The 16,410-nt window shown below is 67.0% G+C and carries 12 protein-coding genes; 9 read left to right on the top strand and 3 right to left on the bottom strand.

The window, feature by feature from the left end:
- Positions 1-385 precede the first annotated feature (385 nt).
- The 9 genes from AC1DCZ_RS16055 to AC1DCZ_RS16015 all read left to right on the top strand — a co-directional run bounded on the left by AC1DCZ_RS16055 (position 386) and on the right by AC1DCZ_RS16015 (position 12,394).
- Positions 386-1,432 carry a YncE family protein gene (locus AC1DCZ_RS16055; protein ID WP_476975478.1) on the top strand — a complete coding sequence of 349 codons (1,047 nt, stop codon included), beginning with the start codon at positions 386-388 and terminating at the stop codon, positions 1,430-1,432.
- A 394-nt stretch (positions 1,433-1,826) separates the two neighbouring features.
- Positions 1,827-2,123, top strand: a complete 297-nt coding sequence (locus AC1DCZ_RS16050; protein WP_476896724.1) for a hypothetical protein — start codon at positions 1,827-1,829, stop codon at positions 2,121-2,123.
- Between the two features lie 124 nt (positions 2,124-2,247).
- On the top strand, positions 2,248-3,702 hold the full coding sequence (locus AC1DCZ_RS16045) for a purine-cytosine permease family protein (RefSeq protein ID WP_476975477.1): 1,455 nt from the start codon (positions 2,248-2,250) through the stop codon (positions 3,700-3,702).
- A gap of 311 nt (positions 3,703-4,013) precedes the next feature.
- Entirely contained in the window at positions 4,014-4,700 is a 687-nt protein-coding gene (locus AC1DCZ_RS16040) for an SDR family oxidoreductase (RefSeq protein ID WP_476975490.1), read from the top strand.
- A 273-nt stretch (positions 4,701-4,973) separates the two neighbouring features.
- Positions 4,974-6,434, top strand: a complete 1,461-nt coding sequence (gene rox / locus AC1DCZ_RS16035; RefSeq protein WP_476975476.1) for a rifampin monooxygenase — start codon at positions 4,974-4,976, stop codon at positions 6,432-6,434.
- A gap of 264 nt (positions 6,435-6,698) precedes the next feature.
- A complete protein-coding gene (locus AC1DCZ_RS16030; RefSeq protein WP_476975475.1) occupies positions 6,699-7,436 on the top strand; it encodes a hypothetical protein in 738 nt (245 codons plus the stop codon).
- 268 nt (positions 7,437-7,704) lie between these two features.
- On the top strand, positions 7,705-8,727 hold the full coding sequence (locus AC1DCZ_RS16025) for a 3-oxoacyl-ACP synthase III (RefSeq protein WP_476975474.1): 1,023 nt from the start codon (positions 7,705-7,707) through the stop codon (positions 8,725-8,727).
- Positions 8,721-11,432 (top strand): alpha/beta fold hydrolase, encoded by a 2,712-nt coding sequence (locus AC1DCZ_RS16020; protein WP_476975473.1) that lies wholly within the window; start codon positions 8,721-8,723, stop codon positions 11,430-11,432. Before AC1DCZ_RS16025 ends, AC1DCZ_RS16020 begins: the two co-directional genes overlap by 7 nt.
- Entirely contained in the window at positions 11,429-12,394 is a 966-nt protein-coding gene (locus AC1DCZ_RS16015; protein ID WP_476975472.1) for an NAD-dependent epimerase/dehydratase family protein, read from the top strand. The genes AC1DCZ_RS16020 and AC1DCZ_RS16015 overlap by 4 nt, the downstream gene beginning before the upstream one ends.
- 261 nt (positions 12,395-12,655) lie before the next feature.
- Here AC1DCZ_RS16015 and AC1DCZ_RS16010 read toward each other — a convergent pair whose 3' ends face one another.
- The 3 genes from AC1DCZ_RS16010 to AC1DCZ_RS16000 all read right to left on the bottom strand — a co-directional run bounded on the left by AC1DCZ_RS16010 (position 12,656) and on the right by AC1DCZ_RS16000 (position 16,357).
- On the bottom strand, positions 12,656-14,131 hold the full coding sequence (locus AC1DCZ_RS16010) for an MFS transporter (RefSeq protein WP_476975471.1): 1,476 nt from the start codon (positions 14,129-14,131) through the stop codon (positions 12,656-12,658).
- A gap of 376 nt (positions 14,132-14,507) precedes the next feature.
- Positions 14,508-15,101 carry a lytic transglycosylase domain-containing protein gene (locus AC1DCZ_RS16005; protein ID WP_476975470.1) on the bottom strand — a complete coding sequence of 198 codons (594 nt, stop codon included), beginning with the start codon at positions 15,099-15,101 and terminating at the stop codon, positions 14,508-14,510.
- Between the two features lie 374 nt (positions 15,102-15,475).
- Positions 15,476-16,357 (bottom strand): helix-turn-helix transcriptional regulator, encoded by an 882-nt coding sequence (locus AC1DCZ_RS16000; protein ID WP_476975469.1) that lies wholly within the window; start codon positions 16,355-16,357, stop codon positions 15,476-15,478.
- Positions 16,358-16,410: the final 53 nt, after the last annotated feature.

The following is a 16,410-nucleotide window of genomic DNA, read 5'->3' as shown; positions in this document are numbered from 1 at the left end:
CAAAATCCTACGAAGCCTTGGGCACGACCGAACAGAACGGCGTGGCGCCGGTGGGTTCGGATCCAATCACGGAATCAGCGGTTGTGCCTCGATTCCTGCGCCAGGCGCCCAGCGCGGATCAACGGGACAGAAACTGCCGTTGACAGCCTTATGGCCGCGGGCCACTCTGGTGGGTGTGGACGCGGCTGGCCCTTCTGCCCCGCGTCCGGAGAGGCCGGCGATGAAGCTCAAAGTCAACACCATGCCGCCTTTGGGCGGCATGGGATGGGGTCCTTGCTGCAGCGCGGAGACGGCAGCGGGTAAACCCGCCTCCGAACACGGTGCCGCCTGCGCCCACCCGGAACCACGCCCCATCCGCCGCCACCGGCATCATCCTCTGACGGCGATGAAGACCGTTGCACTGTCCGCTGCGGAACCCGCCCTCTCTGCCGCAGTGTGGGTCTGCCTGCTGACGGCACTGACCTCGTGCTCCGGGTCCTCGGCAAGTCCGCCCTCGAGCACCGCGCCCGCCGGTCTTCCGCTGACCCTGGTCCAGGATGTCCCCCTGCCCGGGGGCGCCAGCCGCCTCGATTACCAGAACATCGATCCGGTAGCCAAGCGGCTGTACATAACCCATCTGGGCGACGGAACCATCCACGTCGTGGACCTGGACGCCCTGACCGTGACGGCCACCATCCCCAAAATCTCCTCCGTACACGGCATCACCACCGCGCCGGACCGCCACCGGATCCTGGCCACCGCCTCGGGAAAGAACGAGGCGGTCATCATCGACTCCGATACCCTGGCCGTCACCGCACGTGTTCCCACCGGCAGCACTCCCGACGGGATCGCCTACGACCCCGTTCACGGCAAGGCCTACGTTTCGAACGAACACGACCGGGTCGAGACGGTCATCGACCTGGCCACCAACGCCGCCGTCGCTGCCATCGACATCGGAGGCAAGGCTGGGAACACGGTTTTTGACCCAGTCAGCGGGGACATCATGATCAACGCCCAGGGCACCAGCGAACTGATCACCATCGATCCGGCCACCGACCGGATCGTGGACCGCACCCCACTCACCGGCTGCAAAGGCAACCACGGGCTCGCCCTCGACGGAACCAGCCACCTGGCCTTCATCGCGTGCGAAGGCAACGCCAAACTCCTCGTACTCGACCTCCAAACCCACCAGAGCGCCGGAACCTTCGATACCGGCGACACCCCCGACGTGCTGGCCTTCGACACAGGGCTGCACCGTCTCTACGTCGCCTCCGAGAGCGGCATCATCACCGTTTTCGATGAACAGGAAAGAACACTGCACGAAAAGGCGTCCGCCAAACTCGCCGACCACGCACACGCCGTCGCCGTCGACCAGGCCACCCACCGCGTCTATTTCCCGCTCCAGGACATCAACGGCCACCCCGTCCTGCGCATCATGACCCCGTCGCCGTGACCGCAATGTCAACGCCCAGGCGGGTACAAGGCGGACGCTGCCCCATCAGCAAGAAGCGCGCTCACCTGATGCAAAAGAAAGCCAGATAAGGAAAGTAGCCATCAGGCCTCCGGACCGGCAGCTTTCTCCATGGCCACTCCGAGCTCGCCCGCGCAGCCCTGTCTCGACCGCGCCAAGTAGCCATCCGATCAATCCGCTGCCGCTGACGGAGACTCAGATGGGCGAAGGAAGGACAGTATCCCCTCACGGCAGCATCAATCGCGACGGCGGGGACGGGGACGCACAACCAGCACCCGCGATATGTTGACGAACGCGCTGGTTGAGCGTAGACCAAGCCGTATCAAATCAATTGCGGGCCGCTGCCCTGCGACCTGCCGCCTTTAGGGAGAGGGACATGGCCGTCGCAGTCATCATGGAATTCTCCGGTGCCACCTTGGAGCAATACGACCAGGTCATCGGCAAAATGGGTCTCACCCCCGGAGGACCCGGCCCCGCCGGGGCCCTCGGACACTGGGTGGCGGCCACGGACGACGGGATCCTCGTCACGGACCTCTGGCAGACGAAGGAGCTTTACGACACCTTCGCCAAAGAGCAGATCGGACCTTTCAGCGCCGAGGCAGGGTTCCCGGGGCCACCAAAAGTGACGTATCTGGACACCCACAATTACTTCACCCCCGGCGCAGAGGCATGACCGTCCCCCGGAATCCGGCGCGAACGCCATCCCCTCGGCGGCATTCCGAGCATTGCTCGGCGGACTGCTGAGTTCAGTTGCCGCATAAGGCTGGCGCGTCCTTGCCTATCTAGGGAGATATTCCATGAGTACAGCCACAGCTCCGGCGACGGGGCGGGGACTGGAAGTCCGGTCGATCGACTATGTACCGCTGAATGAGAGGCACGGCAAGGTTTCTCACATTGGCCCGCTCTGGTTCATGAGCAACGCGCAGATAGCAACGCTGGCGGTGGGGCTCATTAGCATCACGACCGGCGGGAACCTGATCTGGTCCCTGATCGCGATCGCCCTCGGCGTGCTGGTCGGCACGCTGTTCATGGCGGCGCACTCCTCGCAAGGTCCGCAACTGGGACTGCCGCAAATGATCCAGTCCCGGCCGCAGTTCGGCTACGTTGGCGCTTTGCTGGTGTGGCTGTTCGCCTACCTGCAGTACGCGGGATTCAATGTCTTCAACACCGTCCTGGCCGGCCAGGCCGTAGCGGGATCCCTTCACATCGGAAACGAAACGTTCTGGTTCTGGGTTGTCACGATCATCGCCGCCGCTGTCGCGCTCTTCGGATACGACCTGATTCACGGTTTCGAGCGCTATCTGACCTACCTGACCATCATCATGCTGGCGCTGCTGACGGCCGCGGTTCTGACCCACCTTGCCGTTCCCGCCGGCTCATTCGATTTAGCCGGTTTCCACCTCGTCCCGTTCCTCGGGCAGCTGGGCGTGGCGGCCGGCTACCAGATTTCCTGGGCCATTTACGTCTCGGACTATTCCCGCTATCTCCCCCCGGAATCCGGCCGCGGGACGTTCAAATGGACGTTCTGGGGAAGTGCGCTGGGCGGTATCTGGGTCATGTTCCTGGGCTCTTTCATCGCCGCGGCAGCCGGCGAGGGCTTCGACACCATCGGCTCGATCCAGGACACCGCGGAGAAGCTGTTCCCCGGCTTCGGATCGATCGCCTTGTTCGTCGCCGCCCTCGGGCTCCTGTCCGTCACGGCGCTGAACATGTACGGCGGTTCCCTCACACTGATCTCCTCCATCGACAGCCTGCGGCGCATCAGGCCCACCGTCAGGATCCGCGTCGTAACCATCGTGACCACCGCGGCCATCTCGCTCGTCTTCGCCAACATCGCATCCGCCGATTTCCTCGCCAACTTCAACGACTTCCTGCTGCTGGTGCTTTACTTTTTCATCCCGTGGACGGCGGTCAACCTCACGGACTACTTCATCGTCCGAAAGGGCCACTACGCCATTGCGGAAATCTTCCACCCCCACGGGATTTACGGGCGCTGGGGCTGGCCAGGAATCACCGCGTACCTTGTCGCCTTCGCGGTCATGATTCCGTTCTTCGCCGCCGGAAAACTCTTCGTCGGGCCGGCGGCTGCAGCCATGGGTGGCGCCGACATCTCCTTGTTCATCGGCCTGCCGGTGGCAGCCTTCCTCTACTGGGTGCTGACCCGCCGGATCGACACCGCAGCCGAAATGCGCCTCGCCCGGACGCAGGCACTCGAACTTGAGGAAGCCGCCAGAATTCACGTCGAACCTTGACGCGGACCGTCGGGCATACGACCGGCGACGTCGACGTGCGGTTCGCCCCCCGCCGGAACTCCCCCGGCTGTCCGGCGGCGCCGATGCCGCGGGTCGGGAACGGCGCCGGATCGCGCCCTGCTTGATGAATCGTCTCGGGGGCAATTGAAGTGCCGGATGCGCAGACTTTCAAGCTGACCGACGTTCGTGACGCCTGTAAATTCTGAGAAGAAGAACATTACCAAGGCAAGGTTGGCTTACTGCCCCAGGAGGAACTATGAGGTTGACCGGGAACACCATACTCATAACGGGGGGTACGTCCGGTATCGGCAATAGGGTTTGCGCAGCATTTCCTGGAACTTGGAAATACCGTCATCATCTGCGGCAGGCGTAACGATCGATTAGAGGAACTCAAAGCGCAATACCCGGATCTCGTCACCATCCAGTGCGATCTGACGGAGGCGGCGTCTCGGGAAAACCTGGTCCGCCTCGCGGTTCAAGAATGTCCCGATCTGAACATTCTTATCAATAATGCGGGCATACAACTCACGGGCGGCCTGGCCAAGCCGATCGACCTGTCGGCAGTTGAACGGGAAATTGCGACAAACCTGGTTGCTCCGATGCATCTGTCGTCGTTAGTGGTGGAACAATTAAGGGAGCGGCCCGGATCGGCCAGCGTGAATCTTTCCTCCGGACGGGCCTATACACCAATCGCATTTCTGCCGGTCTATTGTCCAACCAAAGCGGCCGTTCACTCATGGTCACTCTCATTGCGTAAGCAGCTTGAAGAAACCGGCATCAGCGTCGATAAGATCGTGCCGCCGTCAGTGGATACCGAGCTTGGCCACGATCGACGCGAGGATAAGGGCCAAACACATGGGGGGATGCCGGTGGATGAATTTGTTGACGCAGCGATAAAGGCCCTGGAGAATAACATTCTTCAAGCAGCCATTGGCCAGGCTGCCAGTATGATGGACCAAAGAGATGCGTTATTCGAGCATCTTAATTCTCACTTCTAAAGCTCTGCGGCGTCGTGTGCGTTCTCATCCGGTGCGGTTCGCGCCGGCGACTTAACTTCTTCGCAAGCCGACCCGGCGCATGCAAAAGGCAAGGTGAATAGATCTCCTTGCCACTCTCAGAATACAGTCCGCCCGGGGGCTTGCCGCAAGGCCCCTACCATCGACGACAATGGTTGACCGCGGCAAAAAGACCTGCGGAAATCGGACTGCGCCGGGCGCCTTCGCCGTTCGGAACCGCAGGCCGCAAGGTGAGTTATTGGATTGGGGTTTCACATGCACGACGTGATCATCAGCGGCGGCGGCCCGACGGGGATGATGCTGGCCAGCGAGTTGCGACTGCACGACGTGGACGTGCTCGTACTGGAGAAGGACGCGGAGCCGGGCAGCGCGGTCCGCTCGCTCGGCTTGCACGTGCGCAGCATCGAGATCATGGACCAGCGCGGGCTGCTGGACCGGTTCCTCGCCCACGGGCAAAAGTACCCGGGCGGCGTCGGCCGTTTCGCAGGGATCGACAAACCCCGGCCGGCGACCCTGGACACCGCACACGGCTACGTCCTCGGCATCCCCCAGCCGGTCACCGATCGCCTGCTGGCCGAGCGCGCCGTCGAGCTCGGGGCGCACGTTCGCCGCGGCTGCGGGGTGGCGGGTGTCGAACAGGACGAGGACGAGGTGAGGGTCGAGCTGGCCGATGGCACCCGGCTGCGCTCTCGCTGGCTGGTCGGCTGCGACGGCGGACGGAGTCTGGTGCGCAGACTGCTCGGTATCGGCTTTCCCGGCGAGCCGGCGAAAACCGAGTGGCTCCTCGGCGAGGTTGAGGTGACCGCGTCGGCGGCCGAGCTGGCCGAGGTGGCGGAGGAGGTGCGCAAGACCCACAAGGGGTTCGGCATCGGCCCCGCCGGAAACGGCCTGCACCGCGCCGTCGTGCCCGCGGCGGCCGTGACTGAGGATCGCTCGGTCCCCCCGACCCTGGAGGAGTTCCGCACGCAGCTGCGTGCCTACGCGGGAACCGACTTCGGGGCCCACTCACCACGCTCCCTGTCCCGATTCAGCGACGCCACCCGGCTTGCCGAACGCTATCGAGTGGGCCGGGCTCTCCTGGCCGGCGACGCCGCGCACGTCCACCCGCCCCTGGGAGGGCAGGGTTTGAACCTGGGAATCCAGGATGCCTTCAACCTTGGCTGGAAGCTCGCCGCCGAGGTCAACGGTTGGGCACCGGAAGGGCTGCTGGACAGCTACTACACCGAGCGTCACCCGGTCGCCGAAGACGTACTGACCATCACCCGCGCCCAGAGCGAGCTGCTTTCCGCCGATCCTGGCCCGCGTGCCGTGCGCCGGTTGCTGACCGAGCTGATGGACTTCGAGGACGTCCACCGTTTCCTGGCCGAGAAGGTCACCGCGATCGGGGTCCGCTATGACTTCGGCGAAGGACCCGAGCTGCTCGGCAAACGACTGCGCGACATCACTCTGACACGGGGTCGTCTCTACGAGCTGACTCGCGGAGGCCGCGGGCTCCTGCTGGACCAGACCGGCGAACTCTCCGTGACAGGATGGACTGACCGGATCGAGCAGGTCGCGGACGTCAGCCGAGGACTGGACGCACCCGCCGTCCTGCTCCGACCCGACGGCCACGTCGCATGGATCGGCGAAGACCAGAACGACCTGCTCCGCCACCTGCCGACATGGTTCGGAGCCGCCTCCCAGAGCGCAGCATGCCGGGCCGATGCCCGCCGATAAACTGCATCTTGCCGAGGTGCGGCCACCATCTGCGCGGAATCCCGGTGGTGCGAATATGGATCCGCTGCGAGCTCTGGTCGCGGGCGTGCCGTCCGCACCGCGATTGCCGTGGACCTCATAAATGAGCCCCTCCGCAGCTGAGCCCGGTGGAACGAATCGGGAGATTGCTTTCAGTTGCCATCCAGCCTCGGTCCGTACAGTGACTTCAGGTCGGAAAAGTACTCCGGCCCGCAACGATTCGAAAGCGGAAGGAAACAGGTAGAAATGCCGACAACCCCCTCATTGAAGACCCGCCTCGGCGTGGGAGCAGCAGCGGTCCTGGCCGCCGGCGCCATGGCCGCCGCGGGCGTCAGTGCCGCCTCAGCTTCACCCTCGTCCCCGTCCCCCTCGGCGACTGCGACGGCGGCCCCGTCTGCCGGGGCGAAAGCAGCAGCACACGCTGGCCTGCACGGCCTCGGCGCTTTCCTGCAGATCAGGGCGGACAGCCCGCAGGCAGCGGGCGACCGCGCCGCGAAGGCAGCGGCCGCCCTGGTGAACCGCCCGCAGGTGTTCGCCAAGCTCCCCGCCGCGCTGCAGACCGACCTGAAGGCGCTCAAGGACGCAGCCCCGGCTGACCGGGTGGCGGCCGCCGTCAAGATCAAGACCACGGCCCTGTCCGGCGGATACGGCGCCGAGATCCAGAAGCGTTCGGAAGCTGCGGAGAAGACTGCGACCGGTGTCGCCGGTCTGCGCCAGGAGCTGCGCACCGCCTTCAGCTCCGCCAACCCGGGTGCCGGGCTGCAAAAAGTCGCTGACCAGGTGATCAGCCACCCGAAGCTTCTCGCAAAGCTCCCGGCCAACCTGCAGGCTGACTTGAAGACCCTTAAGAACGCCGCACCGGCTGACGTGGACGCCCAGGCCAAAAAGATCAAGGACACCGCGCTCGACGGCGGATACGGTGCCCAGATCCAAAAGGCCGCCCAGGCACTAGGGAAGAAGGCCCCGGCAGCACCGGCCGCATAACAGCGCCCCTATACCGGCGAGGCCGGGCAGTCGTCATGGCTGCCCGGCCGTTGCTTTGCCTGACGCGGTGAGGATACCGGCGCCCGCCGGTCCAGGGAACAACAAAAAGGCGGACGCACACAAGGGGCCACCAACGGTGATGATCCCACTCATACAGTGGAGCGCGCCGCGGAATATGCAGAAACGGGGCATAGTTAAGCCCTTGGGCGTGAGCTTGAAGGTGCAGTCAACCGTCGGAACGCAGGACGGACATGAACAGGGGCTTGAATTGGTAGGGAATGCAACATTCCGGCACAGCAACACCGCATTGCTTTCGGTGAGCAGCGTCGAAGCTCCGAGGATCGTCAGCTCCGTGGATTTCGACCGCAAGCTTGCTGTGACCCTGCGGCGGCTGAGGGTCCCCCCGAAGCTGCTTGAACGGGTCGCCGGCATCACGCACAGGCGGTGGTGGGCACCCGGGACATCGTTCGACGACGCCGCCATCGAGGCAGGCGCAAAGGCCCTGGCCGAGTCCGGCATAGGAGCGTCCGAGATTGGACTGCTGATCAACACCTCCGTTACGCGGCGCAACCTCGAACCGTCCGTCGCGGTGAAGATCCACCACGGGCTAAGCCTGCCGTCGTCGGCCATGAACTTCGATCTGGCCAACGCCTGCCTCGGCTTCGTCAACGGCATGACGCTGGCGGCCAACATGATCGACTCCGGCCAGATCAAGTACGCGATGATCGTCAACGGTGAGGATGCCCAGGCAACGCAGGAGGCCACCCTGGCCCGGCTGCAGCGGCCCGAGACGACCCGCGAGGACTTTAACCGCGAGTTCGCCACCCTGACCCTCGGCTCCGGAGCCGCTGCGGCCGTCCTGGGCCCGGCGGACCGGCACCCGGGGGCGCACCGGATCCTCGGCGGCGTGATGCGTGCCGGCACCGAGCACCATGAACTGTGTGTGGGCGGCATCGACGGCATGGCCACCGACACCAGGGGCCTGCTCGACGGCGGCCTGCAGCTCGTGGTCGACGCTTGGCACGAGGCCCAGCCGGAATGGAACTGGGCCTCGATGGACCGGTACGTCACGCACCAGGTGAGCAATGCCTATACCCAGGCCATCATCGAAGCCATCGACCTGGATCCGGGCAAGGTGCCGATCACGTTCCCGCACTGGGGCAACGTGGGCCCGGCCTCCCTCCCAATGACCCTCGCGGCCGAAGCGCAGACTCTCGGGGCCGGGGACCGTGTGCTTTGCATGGGCGTCGGGTCCGGTCTGAACACCGCGATGGTGGAAATCGTTTGGTAGCCGCCGACTGGCCCGGCGTCGACCCCGAGTGGTCGCGGGACATCGATGTGGCGTCGACCTCCGCCGTGGATGGGCCCGGAACCGTGCGCCGCTGGCACGTGCTCGACAACGGTGCCCAGCTCTCCCGCCGCGGCCTGACACCTGCCGGCACCCTGCTGTGCGTGCACGGCAACCCGACGTGGTCCTACCTGTGGCGGACCCTGCTGGCCGCCGGCTCCGACCCCGCACAACCGTGGCGGGTGGTGGCCGTGGACCAGCTGGATATGGGCTTCTCCGAGCGCACCGGTTCGTTCCGGCGCTTGGAGGACCGGATCAACGACCTCGGCGACCTCACCGCCGCGCTCGGACTCGTCGGGCCGGTCGTCACCGTGGGCCACGACTGGGGCGGCGTGATCAGCCTCGGCTGGGCCGTGGCACATCCGCAGCAGCTCGCCGGGGTGGTGCTGACCAACACCGCCGTCCACCAGCCCTCCGGCTCCCGCATCCCGCCGGCGCTGCGGCTTGCCCTGCACCCTGCGGTGCACCGCTGGGGAACGACGACGTCGGACACCTTCCTGCGCGTGACGCATTCCCTGGCCCACCCGCCGCTCGCCGCGGATGTCCGCAGCGCCTTCATGGCCCCCTACCGCGGTGCCGACCGCCGCGCCGGCGTGGGGAACTTCGTCGCGGACATTCCCGCGGACGCGTCCCACCCCAGCTTCCCGGCCCTAAACCGCGTCGCGGACGGCCTGCGCGGGTTGACGGTTCCGGTTCTGATGCTCTGGGGCCCGCGGGACCCGATCTTTTCCGACCGGTACCTCAAGGACCTCATCAGCCGGCTGCCGGACGCGAAAGTGCACCGCTTCGAGGGTGCCGGCCACCTGCTCGCGGAAGACCGGGACATCGCCGCCCCCGTCTTCGAGTGGCTTGCCGGGCTCGGCCGGGACAGCGGAGCGGGCCTTCAGCGGACGGACACCCCGGCCGACGGCTCCACGCTCGAGGACGGGGCCGATCCCCTGGTGCCCGTCGCCGAGGTCCCGCCCTTCTGGGCGCCGCTCACCGCACTGGCGGCCGGACCTGGCGGCGGAGACACTGCCGTCGCGGAAATGGCTGCTGATGGCAGCGTCTCCCGCGCGCTCAGCTGGCGGGAGCTCGAGAAGGACATTGCGGCCCTCGCGGCTGGACTGCAGACAGCCGGTGTAGGGAACCACAGCCGGGTGAGCCTGATGGTGCCTCCGGGCGTGGATTTGACCGTGGTCCTCTACGCCTGCCTGCGGCTGGGCGCGGTGGTGGTCGTGGCCGACGCCGGCCTGGGCGCCCGCGGCCTGAGCCGCGCTGTGAAAGGCGCCACCCCGGATTTCCTCATCGGGATCGACAAGGCGCTGGCGGCCGCCTCGGTGCTCGGCTGGCCGGGACGGCGCATCAGTGTACGGGACCTGCCGGCCCCCCGCCGCCGCCTCCTCGGCGTCGAAACCTCCCTCACCGCCCTCGCCCGCCGCGGAGCCAGCCTCAGCCCGGAACACCCTTGCCGGGGTCGGGCCCTGGCCCCCGCCGCGGACGCCCCCGCCGCCGTGCTCTTCACCTCCGGCTCCACCGGTCCCGCCAAGGGAGTGCTCTACACCCACCGGCAGCTTGCCGCGATGCGGGATACCGTGGCCGCGACGCTCGGGATCCGCCCGGGCGCCCGCCTGGTGGCGGGCTTCGCGCCGTTCGCCCTGCTGGGACCGGCGCTCGGAGCAGTCTCGGTGACGCCCGCCATGGACGTCACCGCGCCCCGCACCCTGACGGCCCGGGCGCTGGCGGCCGCCGCCGCGGCCATCGACGCCACGGTGGTCTTCGCCTCGCCCGCGGCCCTCCGCAACGTCCTCGCGACCCGGGGCGGTCTGGACCGGCCCGGGCACGAGGCCATGGGACGCGTGGAGCTGCTGCTCTCCGCGGGCGCCCCCGTCCCCGAATCCCTCCTCGCGGAGATGCAGCGGCTGCTCCCCCGGGCTTCCCTGCACACCCCCTACGGGATGACGGAGGCGCTGCCCGTCACCGACATCAGCCTCGAACAGATCCGCGCCGCCGGGGCCGACGCCGCCGCCGGCACCATGGCGGGCGCCGGCAACGGCGTGTGCGTCGGCCCGCCGGTGGACGGCGCCCGCGTAGCCATCATCACGCTCGCCGCCGACGGCACCGCACCCGGGAACCACCCCGGCACGGAGACTGGAGTGACCGGCGAGATCCTCGTCAGCGCCCCGCACGTGAAGGAAACCTACGACAGGCTCTGGCTGACCCAACGCGAAAGCGCCCGCACCCCCGGATGGCACCGCACCGGCGACGTCGGGCACCTCGACGCGGCCGGCCGGCTCTGGGTCGAGGGTCGCCTCGCACACGTCGTGACGGCGCCGGGCACCGTAGTGACGCCAGTGGGCGCCGAGCAGGCCATCGAACGACTGGACGACGTCGGCCGGGCCGGTGTCGTCGGGGTCGGCCCGTCCGGCACCCAGGCCGTCGTCGCCGTCGTCGAGACTGTACCACCAGCCCGCCGGGCCGGCCCCGCCGCGCCGCTGCTCGCCGGGCGGGTACGGGATGCGGCCCGTCAGGCCGGCGTCAGCATCTCCGCCGTGCTCGTCGTCCCCTCCCAGCCGACCGACATCCGTCACAACGCCAAGATCGACAGGACCCGCCTGTCGCGGTGGGCTTCGGCGGTGCTGGCCGGCGGCCGGCCGGGCAGGCCATGAGGGTCCTCGTCACCGGCGCAAGCGGCCTGCTCGGCCGTGTTGTGGCCCGGCTGCTGGTGAGCCAAGGCCACACCGTCACCACGTTCCAGCGCCGCCCCTCAGGCGTCGACGGCGCTGCTGACCTCCTGGGGTCCATCGTGGACGGCCTCGCCGTCCGTCGCGCCGTCGCCGGCGCCGAGGGCGTCATCCATCTGGCCGCGAAGGTCTCCTTCACCGGCCACGCCGCGGATTTCGACGCGGTGAATGTCGAAGGCACCCGCCGCCTGCTCCGCGCGGCCCGCGAGGCCGGCGTGCGGGACGTGGTGTTCGTCTCCTCCCCGTCCGTGGCCAATTGCGGGACCGCCATCGCCGGGCTGGGAGCAGACCCAGCGGACCCGGCCCGCGCGCACGGCGATTACTCCCGCACCAAGGCCGAGGCTGAACTGCTGGCTTTGGCCGCAGACGTACCGGATTTCCGGGTCGCGGCAGTGCGCCCGCACATCGTCTGGGGCCCCGGCGACACGCAACTGGTGGAACGGGTGCTGGAACGCGCCGGCCGCGGCCGCCTGCCGCTGCTCGACGCCGGTGCGGCCCTGATCGACACCACCTACGTGGACAACGCGGCCTCGGCCATCGTCGCCGCGCTGCGCCGCCTCGAGTACATCCACGGCCGGGCGCTCGTCGTCAGCAACGGCGAACCCCGCCCGGTTGGCGAGCTGCTGGCGGGCATCTGCGCCGCCGGCGGCGTCCCCGCGCCGTCGTGGACGGTGCCGGGCAGCCTCGCGCGTGCTGCAGGATCGGTCGTGGAGAAAGTGTGGACCCGGTCCGGCCGGGCAGATGAGCCGCCGATGACCAGGTTCCTCGCCGAGCAGCTCTCCGTCGCGCACTGGTTCGACCAGCGAGACACCCGCAAACTCCTCAACTGGACCCCCGCCGTTTCGCTTGACGAGGGCCTGGCCAGGCTGGCCGAGCACTACGGTTGAAATCTGCCGTCAACGGACCCGACATGTCCAATGCGTTTCCTCAGTGCAACTGCAGATCCACGCCGCCGGCTTCTTGGACACCACGGTGCACGAGAACACTTACCGGCCCCTATCGGCAGCGGTTTGGTCCGAGATCGCCACCACCCTACCCCTCGGCACCGCCTGGGCACCGGCCCCATGGTGGCGCTGAAACCAGTCTGGATCTCTACCGCAACGGGCAGTCCCGGCGGTTGCCATACGGACCAGAGGCTGGGAGCGGTCCTAATCCTGTGAAGATGCCGTACTGGGCTCGGCGGCCGACGCGGGTTCTATGGTCGGGCGAGCGGTGGTCTTGTTGTCTGAGGCGGGCATCGCGAAAACGGCGACGACTGTGAGTACGGCACCGGCCAGTACGGCCAGGAAAACGGCCGCGGAGGCCGAGACGACTGTGTGCGGATCCGTGTTGCCGCCCGGAGTTCCTGCGTAGATCGCATTGGCAACCGCCCCGAAGACCGCGACACCGATGGAACTGCCGATCGACCGCGCGAAAAGATTGGTACCGGTGACAACTCCGCGCTCATTCCAGTCGACGCTGGACTGGGCGGCGATGAGGCTCGGGGTGGCCACCAGCCCGAGCCCGAGTCCTACGATGAAGCAACTCGCCGCCACCAGGAGAACGTTGGGTGTAGACGCGGTGAGGGCAAGTACTGTCGTACCGATGACCGTGATAGTAATGCCGATCATCGCGGTCTTCCGGAACCCCATCCGAAGATAGAACCGGCCCGATTGGGACGCACTGATCGGCCAGCCGATCGTCAATGCTGCCAGCGCGAGGCCGGCCAGGATCGGGGAGGTCGAGAGGGCTCCTTCGAGGAATGTGGGAACGTAAGAGGTGAGGCCAAGCATGACCGCTCCAACGCCAAAGGAGATCAGTGCCGTCGTCGCCAGCAGCCGCCGGGACACGACCCACGGCGGTAGGACCGGCTCGGCGGCCCTCCGCTCGACGAAGATGAACGCGGCGAACAAGAGTGCCCCGCCGGCGAACACCGAAACGCTGATGGCGGAGGTCCAGCCCCACGCCTGGCCGCCTTCGAGGGCCCCAAGAATGATCAGCGTCAGCGAGACAGTCAGCAGGCCTGCCCCCAGATAGTCGACCCGGTGCTTGGCGCGCTCGACATTCTCGTGGAACGTTCGGAGCAGCATCCACCCTGCCAGGAGGCAAAGTGGGATGTTCACGAGGAAGATCCCACGCCAAATTCCCAGTGCGGAAAACACGCCCCCGAGCGTCGGACCAACGACGGAGGACACCGCCCACACGCTCGCAAGGTAGCCTTGCACCTTCGCCCGCTCAGTCAACGTATAGATATCGCCGGCGATCGTGATCGCCATCGGCTGGACTGCTCCCGCGCCCAGGCCCTGCAGCACACGGAACGCGATGAGGGCCGGCATGCTCCATGCCACTCCGCAGAGGATCGAACCGAGTAGGAACAGCCCGATACCGATCAGGATGATCGGTTTGCGGCCGACGACGTCGGAGAGCTTCGCGTAGACGGGCACGGCCACGGCCTGCGCCAACAGGTAGGCAGAAAAGAGCCATGGAAAGGACGCGAACCCACCAATGTCATGCACGATTGACGGCACCGCCGTGGCGACGATCGTCGAATCGATCGCCACCAGTCCCGTCGAGAGCATCAGGGAAATCAGTATGGGTCCGCGCTTCGAGCGGAAGCCGACTCCCTCTGCAGGTGTTGTCGTCACGTCGTCTCATTCCCGTCGTCATCCAAGAGCGCTTCGCGCAGACCCAGTCCGGTTCCAGCTGCATAACTGCTTGATTCAAGGAAATAGTCCCGGACGCCGCCAGGGATTCCACAGCTATGATGGCGGGCGTCCCTTTCGACCGTGACGGGCAAGGCGCCGGGTAAGACCCAGCGGCGCCCGATCAAAGCGGCGCTCGAGGTCCTCGGCGCCGCCTGGCGCTGCTGGTTCTGCGCGACGTGGCCTTCGGCAACCGGCGCCATTTCAGGGAACTGCTGGCCAAGTCGGAGGACGGCAACACCTCCAACATCCCCGCCGGCCGCTTGGAGCGCCTCGTGGCTTCACCGGGCCCCTGGCGTCCACCGCCATGGACCTTCAGTCATTCGGCGGTGCCCGTCTTCGCGGCGTATGCGGTGGCTTGGGCCCGCACCCGGCGAACGTAGGGATCGGACTGGTTGTAGGAGTAGATGGCATCGGTCCACCCTTGTGCGGTTGAGAGGTCACGGCCGTGGGCGCACAGATAGGTCGCCGCGCTCAGGGCGGCATCGTCGATATTGAACGGGTCCGCCGTTCCGTCCCCGTTCCCGTCCCGCCCTACAAGCTGCCAGGTGGAGGGAATGAACTGCATGGGTCCGACGGCGTGGTCCCAGCGGGCGTCACCGTCCAGGACACCCGCATCCGTATCGGCGATGGCGGCGAATCCGGCACCATCGAGACTCGGGCCCACGATTGGGCCGCTCGCCTGCCCTGCAGCGTTAAGGCTGCCGCCGCCGTACGTTCCGTGCGCGGATTCGACGAAGCCGACAGCTGCCACGGTGTTCCAGCCGATTCCGCACATCGGAGCGGAGTCGTTGGCCGTGGCTGCCGCAGCAACGTAGGCCCGGAGCGCGCGGGCAGGGATCCCGGTCTGCGCGGCAGCCCGGGTGAGCCACTGGGCATCCGGGCTCCGGGTGACGTTCACGGCGGTGGTCATGCCGGTGGAGAGCATGTCAAGTTTCGCCCCCGCCCGCGGCGGTGGAGAAAGGACCCCAAGGGCGTCTGCGCCGGGCTGCCTGGTTGCCCAAAACGAGAATGCGGTGATGACGCAAACCGCGAACAAACTGAAAACCATAAGGCGTTTTAGACGGAGCACGGACTAATCAAACCATCCAAGCTCCGTGACCGGGTGACGAAACCGTTCTCAGCGGACCAAGTCGGCCCGGTCGCGGATGCTTTGGCCGGCCACTCGGCACGGGCCTGGTCACGCACGAGCCCGGACCGCGTAACCCTGGTTCAGCGCTTCGACCACGGCGTAGCGGCCGATGCTGCCGGTGGCGCCGGCGATGAGCACCGTAAAGGGACGGTGATTCATTTCTTCTCCTTGACCGCGGCCACTGTCGTTTCGCGCTGGGTGGCCGTCCAACTGGCGAGGACTTTCAGCGCGTCCTCGGAGGGTGTCCCGGGGTCGGCCGTGTACACGTTGATGCGCACTCCCGGGTCGCCGGGCAGTTCAAGCGCTTCGAAGCTTAGGTCAAGATCCCCGACGACCGGGTGGTGGAGCCGCTTCCGGCCGGTCCGGTGGTACTTCACATCGTGCCGTGCCCACCGGGTGCGGAACTCCTCGCTGCGGGTTGAGAGTTCACCGATCAGGTCTGTCAGGTCCTTGTCGTACGGGTTTTTTCCGGCTGTGGAGCGCAGGACTGCGACGATGTCATCCGCTGCGCGTTCCCAATCGGCGAACAACTCCCGCGCCTTCGGGTTCAGGAAGGTGAACCGTGCGCTGTTCGGCGGGGTGGTATGTTCGGCCATCAAGTCCAGATATAGCGCACGGCCCAGTTCGTTGGCGGCGAGGACATCCCCGCGGTCGTTGCGGACCCAGGCCGGGGCCGTCGTGATCGCATCGATGACTCGTTGCACGCTCGGCCGCACAGTCTGCGGGCTGCGCTTGCGCCGCACCCGGGGGGAGGCGGTGGCGGCGCGGGCCAGGTCAAAAAGGTGGGCCGTTTCGGCGTCGTCGAGCTTCAAGGCGCGCCCGAGCGCTTCCAGCACGCTGTCCGAGGCGCCGGAGAGGTTGCCCCGCTCCAGGCGGACGTAGTAATCGACGCTCATCCCTGCGAGCATCGCCACCTCCTCGCGGCGCAGCCCGGTAACCCGCCGGTTGCCGCCATAGACCGGGAGGCCGGCTACCTCGGGCGTTATCCTTGCACGGCGGGAGGTCAGGAATTTCCGCACGTCGTCGCTGTGTGTCATGGCCTCCACGCTACGCCGCCGCCCCGGAACGAGGGAGGGACTGGCAGTACCCG

It is taken from the genome of Arthrobacter sp. 10N418, from assembly GCF_056394725.1.
Note: the sequence above shows the minus strand (reverse complement) of the source record. Positions and strands in the feature narration are given on the sequence as shown.